This window comes from Streptomyces spiramenti, from assembly GCF_012034385.1.
GTDB lineage: Bacteria > Actinomycetota > Actinomycetes > Streptomycetales > Streptomycetaceae > Streptomyces > Streptomyces spiramenti.
In genome coordinates, this window is record NZ_JAAVJB010000266.1 from 1 (window position 1) to 6,075 (window position 6,075).

The 6,075-nt window shown below is 73.3% G+C and carries 5 protein-coding genes; 1 reads left to right on the forward strand and 4 read right to left on the reverse strand.

Annotated elements, in window-relative coordinates:
- The 4 genes from HCJ92_RS21170 to HCJ92_RS21185 all read right to left on the reverse strand — a co-directional run.
- The coding region (locus tag HCJ92_RS21170) for a hypothetical protein (RefSeq protein ID WP_209311411.1) at positions 1 to 261 on the reverse strand (261 nt) is incomplete at its 3' end.
- Positions 262 to 335: 74 nt separating this feature from the next.
- Positions 336 to 2,099: an LCP family protein gene (locus tag HCJ92_RS21175; RefSeq protein ID WP_209311412.1), complete on the reverse strand. Its 1,764-nt coding sequence runs from the start codon at positions 2,097 to 2,099 to the stop codon at positions 336 to 338.
- A gap of 418 nt (positions 2,100 to 2,517) precedes the next feature.
- Entirely contained in the window at positions 2,518 to 3,672 is a 1,155-nt protein-coding gene (locus tag HCJ92_RS21180) for an LCP family protein (protein ID WP_167935214.1), read from the reverse strand.
- A gap of 37 nt (positions 3,673 to 3,709) precedes the next feature.
- On the reverse strand, positions 3,710 to 4,462 hold the full coding sequence (locus HCJ92_RS21185; RefSeq protein ID WP_167935215.1) for a TIGR03089 family protein: 753 nt from the start codon (positions 4,460 to 4,462) through the stop codon (positions 3,710 to 3,712).
- A gap of 138 nt (positions 4,463 to 4,600) precedes the next feature.
- Here HCJ92_RS21185 and HCJ92_RS21190 point away from each other — a divergent pair, with 138 nt between their 5' ends.
- Positions 4,601 to 5,923 (forward strand): N-acetylmuramoyl-L-alanine amidase, encoded by a 1,323-nt coding sequence (locus HCJ92_RS21190; protein WP_167935216.1) that lies wholly within the window; start codon positions 4,601 to 4,603, stop codon positions 5,921 to 5,923.
- The last annotated feature ends 152 nt before the right edge of the window (positions 5,924 to 6,075 follow it).

Below are 6,075 nucleotides of genomic sequence, written 5' to 3' on the forward strand. Positions count from 1 at the left end.
GTCCTCGGCGAGTGCGGCCGGTGCCGCCGGTGCGGGCTCGCCCGGCTCGGCAGCGGCCTCGGCCACCTCGGCCCCGGGCTCCGGCTCGGCGGGCTCCGGTTCGGCGTCGTCGTCCCGGCGGCGCTCGGCGAGCCCGGGGGTGGTGGGCCGGTCGTCGTACAGGCTGTCGTCCCACCCGAGGTCCTCGGGGCGGACGACCGCGACGGGCTCCTGCTCGTCGTCCTCGGGTATGGCGTTGCCGTTGCCGTCGGTGCCGCGCACGGCTGCTCCCGGGTGGTCTGTGCGGTTGTCGTCGGATGGCTGCTGCGGGGCGCCCCGGACCGGATGGTCCGGGGTCACCCGGCGCAGTTGTCGGCGGCGGCGTCGGCCGTCGAGGAGTCCAGGTTCTCCGGCTTCTTCGCCGGGGCCTCGATCGGGACGCCGGGGCGGGTGAAGTCGTTGCCGAGGATGAGGGTCATGGCCCGCCCCGGTTCCGCGTTCTCGCGCACCTTCACCGCGCTGTCGGACATGCCCATCATGTCCGCAAGCGTAGCCGCCTGTGCCGCCTGGTCAGGGGTGTGCAGCAGCACCGTGGTCTCCTGCGCGTCCGCGTTGCCGCCGAGGGTGGCGAGCACCGCGCCCTTGCCGAGCAGCCAGTCCAGTGTCTGCTGGGCGGCGCCGGGGACGTCGCCCCCGTTGAAGACCTCGGTCTGGATCTCCCCGATCGCGGCGGGCTCGGGCTTGTCGTCGCCGTTCTTGGCCTCGTCCTCCGTCTCCTCCGCATCCTCCTCGGCGGTGAGGGAGATGTCCTCCTGGATCATCCGGAACAGCGGCTCGGCCTTGGTGCGGTCGAGGACCACCGTTGCGGCGATCTCCTCGGCGGGGTTGTCCTTGACCGGGAGCGTGACGAAGGAGATGTCCTCGACGGGGACGTTCCCGAGGTCGCGGGCGAGTTCGTACAGCCGCTGGACGTCGCCGATGGCGCTGTCCACGGTGAGGGCCTTGGTCGCGGCGTCCGCGAGGTCGAGGAGCTTGCCCGGGTCGGTGAGGGTGCCGTTGGAGGTCAGCGAGCGGGCCATCGAGCCGAGGAACTGCTGCTGCAGCTGGATGCGGCTGAGGTCGCTGCTGTGCCCGACGGAGTCCCGGGTGCGGACGAAGGCCAGGGCCTCCTCACCCTCGATGACGTGCGTACCTGCGGAGAGCTTCAGGTGCGACTTGGGGTCGTCGATGTCCTTCGCGAGGCAGACCTCGACGCCGCCCACGGCGGTGGAGAGCGTCTTGACGGCGTTGAAGTCGAGCAGCATGAAGTGGTTGATCTCGACGCCGGTCAGTTCCTGCACGGTCTTCCAGGTGCAGCCCGGGTCGCGCCCCTGCTGGCCGTAGCTCTCGTTGAAGCGCACGCCCTGGCTGCCCGGGATGGTCTCGGTGACGCCGTCGCGGGTCACCTCGCACTCCGGGATGTCCACTATCAGGTCGCGCGGGATCGACAGCGCGGTCGCGTGCTCGCGGTCCTCGGAGAAGTGGAGGAGGACGGTGGTCTCGGCGTGGCCGAGGCTGTCGCGGTCGCCGTAGCCGTCGTTGCCGTCGCCGGTCCGCTGGTCGGAGCCGATCAGCAGGATGTTCACCGGGGCGTCGGTCGTGGCCGGGTTGTCGTAGGGGACGTCGACCTTGGTGATGTTGTCGTTGAGGCGCTTGTAGGTCAGGTAGGCGGCGGTGCAGCCGACGACGAGCAGCAGGGCGAGGACACCGGCGACCCAGATGAGGATCTTCTTGCCGCGCTTCTTCTTCTGCGGCTTGCCCTTGCGGCGGCCCCGGGGGGCGCGGCGGTCGCGCTGCCCGGGGAGTTCGCGGTCGCGCGTGGCGGCGCGCCCGGCGGGCGGCGCGTCCTCGTCGTCCGTCGGGGCGTCGTCGTGCGGGGCGGCGGTGTGCTCGCCCTCCTCGTCGGGGGCGCGGCGCTGCCGGGGAGGGCCTCCCCGGGGCCGGGCCCCGTCCGGATTCGGATCGCGCTGCGGTGCACGCGTGCCCGTGGGCGCACCACCGCCGCCGCGTGACCCGTTCTGCGGGCGCAGCTCGTAGTTGCCCGTCTCCGGGTTCAATACCCACTGATCAGCGGGGTCCATGCCCCCCGCTCCCCCACGTCCCTGCGCGTCCACTGCTGCGTGCGCCCTCCGTGCCGACTTGAGGATCGGACGGCAAACACTAACCCCCGGGTTCCGTCCTCGACGACGCCGGTGACCCACTGCGCAGGCTTCACATCAGGTGATAACACCAGTCGTTCGACGGTCCTCACAAAACGGCCCTGTCTGTTTTATTCGCTTTTAAGGGTCTTCGCCGATACCGGATCACCAACTGTCCGACTACGCAGCGGAGTCAACGAGCGGAAACGTTCCTGTCCTGTTCCGAACGGTCGCAAACTGGTCGCGGCGAGGTCTCGTTCCTGTCACGGTGGCGGCGATCGGGCCCCACCGGCGGGCGCGGGTGGCACCCGCGCGCGCCCCCTGGCGCGCCGTCACCCGGTCGCCGTCACGCCGGTGACCGTCAATCCGCTGCGGCCCCGGTGGCGGGCAGCAGCCCGCCCGCGGGCGGGCCGTCCCGCGGCTCGGTGGTCACCGGCAGGTCGTCGCGCAGCTGCGCGAAGAGGGCGTCCGCGTCGGGCCGGACCAGGATGTCGCGGTCGGGGTCGGCCGGGTCCGCGGTCCGCGGCACCGTGACGAAGCGCAAGCCGCCCTCGGGGAGGTCGCGCAGTTCGCCGACGAGGTCGTGCAGCCGGGTGAGGGAGGCGAGGGCGGGGTCGACCGTCAGCGAGGCGGTGGCCGTACGCAGCACGGGGTACAGCCTCGCCGGGTTAAGCAGCACACCGGAGGAGCGCAGCTCGTCCAGGAGCAGCCCGAGGAACTGGTGCTGCCGCTCGATGCGGGCGGTGTCGCTGCCGTCGCCGATACCCTGCCGCCCGCGGACGTAGGCGAGCGCGGCGTCACCGTCCAGTACCTGGCGGCCGGCGGTCAGGTCCAGTTCGGTGTGCTCGTCCCGGACATCTTCGGTCAGGTGCACCTCGACCCCGCCCACGGCGTCCACCAGGTCGCGGAAACCCGCGAAGTCGATGTCGACGTGATGGTCGACCCGCACCCCGGTGAGGGCCTCGACGGTGCGGATGGTGCAGGCGGGACCGCCGAACGAGTACGCCCAGTTGAACTGGGCGCGGGCGGCCGGCACCGTGCCGCCGTCGGCTCCGGTGCAGTCGGGGATGTCCACCAGCAGGTCGCGGGGGACGGAGACGGCGGTGGCCCGCTGCCGGTCGCCGGAGAGGTGCAGCAGGAAGACGGTGTCGGACCGGGCGCCGATACCGCCGACCGCGCCGGGCAGCGAACGGGGGTCGTCCGAGCCGATCACCAGCACGGTGCGCGCGGAGCCGGTCGGCTCCGGCGGACGGTCGCCACCTCGGCGGTCCAGCTCCCGGGCGGTGCCGTCGTCGCTGGTGATCCCGGCCTCCAGCGACCGGTAGGCGAGGTAGCCGCCGCCGGCCGTCAGGAGGGTGAGCGCCAGGGCTCCGAGGGCGACGGCGCGCAGCAGGCGGCGCCCGCGGCGCGGGCGCGGGCGGTCCGGCTCGTTCGTGGTGAGCAGGTCGGTGAGGGGCGTGGGCCGGTCGGCGCCCCGCGCGCGTACCGGCTCCGGGTGGTGGTCGTCCGCTGTCATGGAGCGATGGTGGCCCCGGCGCCCCGACCGGACGGGCTCAGTCGGCGAAGTGTGTGGCGTGTTCACTCTCCGCGCGGCGTGTCCGGGCCGCCTGGTCCAGCACGTCCGAGTGGCGGCAGAGCACGACGGACCCCCCGGCGGCGAGCGGCGCGTACAGCCCGGCGGCGAGCCCCGGCCAGGTGTCGTAGCCCCGTGTCGACATCAGCCGCCCGCCGGCGGCGAGGCCGAGGCCGCCCGCCTCGGCCCGTGCCTCGGTGACCAGTTCGGCGGCGGTGAACCGGCGCCCGCCGACGGTGAGGGCGAGCGCGTCGGGGTCGGGGTCCTCGAAGGACTGGAAGGTGTCGGGCTGACCGGGAACCGCGACGGCGTAGTCGATGAACCCCTCGGGCGCTTGGGGGAAGCGGAGACCGAGCGGGCGCAGCGACAGGGCGACGCGTTCCCCGGTGCAGGCGCGTGCCTCCGCCAGCCGGTCGGGGCCGGTGACGACGAGGTCCGCGGCGGCGGGGTCGCCGCCGATCTCGACCGCGACGCCTGTCGCGGAACACGCCAGCAGCCAGGCGGCGGTCTGCCAGTGGGCGGGGAGGAGGAGCGCGAGCCGGTCGCCCGGCTCGGCGCCCAGCTCGTCCTGGAGGAGGCCGGCCGTCTTCGCCACCCAATTGGCGAGGGTGACGGCGGAGAGCTCGACGCGCTCCCCGGTGGTGTCGTCGTAATAGGTGACGAGGGGTCGGGCACCGTCCGTGGCGAGCGCCGATCGCAGCAGGTCGTAGGGGGTCTGATCGCTGGTGTTCATCGTCGGAAGGGTACGCCGGGTGCGTGGCGGGCGGCAGGACGCCGGTGGTGCGCCACGGCACGACACACCGGAGCGTTGCTCACAACCCGTCATATCTCCGTTCGACAGACGTATACGGATATGCGCAGCATGGTTGCCATGCGTGCATTCATCGCCTCCACTGTCGGCGCCGCGTCGATCGCGGCACTTGTCCTTCCGCTGGCCGTCTCACCGGCCGGCGCCCTCCCGCACCCCGAGTCGGGTCGCGCCGCGGTCGAGGCGCCGGCCACGGCGCCGGAGACCGGGGGCACCCAGTCGCTTGCCCTGGGGCCGCTGGGGGGTGGTGGTCGCGTCGCGGGCGCGGACGCCCCGGCGGCCGGGGAGTTCGGTCTGGAGGAGACCGATGTCGACCCCTTCTCCCTGCTCGGCGTGGTGTGGACCGACGCCTCCGCAGCGCTGGCGGGTGAGGCGGAGGTGCGGACCCGGTCGTCGGAGACCGGGGAGTGGTCGCAGTGGGAGCACCTGCACTCGGCCGAGGACCACCGGCCCGACCCGGGGAGCGCGGAGGACGAGAGCCGTGTCCTCGCCGGCGGCACCGAACCGCTGTGGGTGGGTGCCTCGGACGGGGTGCAGGTCCGGGTCGTGCCGGAGGGGACCGACCGTGCCGCCGCCGAGCTGCCGGAAGGGCTGCGGCTGGAGCTGATCGACCCGGGTGAGGACCCGGCGGAGGACGCGGCCGTCGCACCCGCGGGCGACGACCAGCGGGCGGAGCGGGCGGGCGGATCCGCCGGCGTCGCGGAGGACACCGCTCCCGGTGAGGTGACCACCGAGGACTCCCCCGAGCCGGCGGACGAGCCGGACCCGCGCGCCGAGGCCGACGTGCAGCTGCTGGCGGCCCCCCGCCCCGGGGTGGTGACGCGCTCCCGGTGGGGGGCGGACGAGTCGTGGCGTGAGGGCGGCTTCGCCTACACCGACGCGGTGAAGACGGTCTTCGTCCACCACACCGCCGGGGGCAACGGGTACGCCTGCTCCGAGGCGCCGTCGGTGATCCGCGGCATCTACCGCTACCACACGCAGAGCCAGGGCTGGCGCGACATCGGCTACAACTTCCTCGTCGACAAGTGCGGCACGATCTACGAGGGCCGGGCCGGAGGTGTGGAGCGGGCCGTGCTCGGCGCCCACACCTACGGGTTCAACCACAACAGCATGGGTGTGGCCGTCCTGGGGACCCACTCCTCCACCGACGCCCCGACCAAGGTGACCAACGCGCTGGCGCAGCTCAGCGGCTGGAAGCTGCGCGCGGAGGGCCGCAACCCGGCCGGGACCTGGAAGCGGGTGTCCGCCGGTGGGAAGTACGCGAAGGGCACCGTGGTGACGATGCACAACATCTCCGGGCACCGTGACGGCTTCAGCACCGACTGCCCCGGCAGCCGCCTGTACAACCAGCTGCCGTCGATCCGGAAGACCGCCGCCGCGATGTGACCTCCGACGGGGTGACACCGGCGAAGGTGCGTGACACCCGGCGGGCGCCGGGTGAGACCCGACACAACCGGGGAACCGTCCGACCCCGACGGCCTCGGCCGCACGCGCGAGGCCAGGTCCCGACTGCCGCCGCCCGCCGACCTGTCGGCGGG

Excerpts from the sequence above, each read along its gene's own strand:
- HCJ92_RS21175 (WP_209311412.1), bottom strand. The coding sequence starts at position 2,099 with ATGGACCCCGCTGATCAGTGGGTATTGAACCCGGAGACGGGCAACTAC.
- HCJ92_RS21180 (WP_167935214.1), bottom strand. The coding sequence starts at position 3,672 with ATGACAGCGGACGACCACCACCCGGAGCCGGTACGCGCGCGGGGCGCC.
- HCJ92_RS21185 (WP_167935215.1), bottom strand. The coding sequence starts at position 4,462 with ATGAACACCAGCGATCAGACCCCCTACGACCTGCTGCGATCGGCGCTC.
- HCJ92_RS21190 (WP_167935216.1), top strand. The coding sequence starts at position 4,601 with ATGCGTGCATTCATCGCCTCCACTGTCGGCGCCGCGTCGATCGCGGCA.